Raw genomic sequence first — 640 nt, 5'->3', positions numbered from 1 at the left:
CCTTACGGTCGGCTTGGTGGCAAAGAAAAAGCCGACCTTACGGTCGGCTTGGAGTAGGACGGGCCGAGGGGTTTGGGGGGACTTGGGGATGGCCCGTCGCATCCATAATGCCTGACCCGGATGATGGTTCCGTGACTGTGTCACTTTTTTAAGAAATATTTGACGCCACGCGTTGCGGGCCGGCCATGCGTTGCGAGCGGGCCCTCAGCCAATCCCGCCCCGCATGGGCGAACACCGCGCACAACACGATGACGCCGCCGATCATGCTGGCGGCTGGTGCAATCTCGCCCAGGAACAGGAAGGCAAACAGGATCGCGAACGGCACTTCGGCCGAGCCGAGCAGTCCGGATTCGGCCGGCGGGATGAGCCGCGCGCCCTCCGTCCACAGGATCGAGGACAACGCAAAGGACGCGCCGAACGTGGCGAGCAGAACGGCATCCCTTTGCGAAACCGCCAGCGGATCGGTGACGAACCAGCCGAGCAGGAACAGCAGGAACGCCGAAACCGCGCCGGCCCACACCACCGGCGTGTCGCGGAACGCGCGCACCATGATCATGTAGAGGCCGCTGCCGATGGTCATCAGCAGTGCCAGTCCGTCGCCGAACAGATTGCCGGTGCCGAAGCCGGACCAGACCATGAT

1 protein-coding gene is annotated in these 640 nt (G+C 64.1%); it reads right to left on the bottom strand.

Features of this window, described 5'->3' with window-relative positions; genetic code table 11:
- Positions 1 to 148: 148 nt before the first annotated feature.
- Positions 149 to 640 (bottom strand): DMT family transporter (locus tag EN964_RS36460; RefSeq protein ID WP_164776572.1); only part of this gene is annotated, 492 nt, incomplete at its 5' end.

The organism is Mesorhizobium sp. M7A.F.Ca.CA.001.10.2.1 (genome assembly GCF_003998575.1).
Classification (GTDB): Bacteria; Pseudomonadota; Alphaproteobacteria; order Rhizobiales; family Rhizobiaceae; genus Mesorhizobium.
The sequence above is the reverse complement of the archived record's forward strand: the minus strand, read 5'-3'. Positions and strand labels throughout refer to the sequence as shown.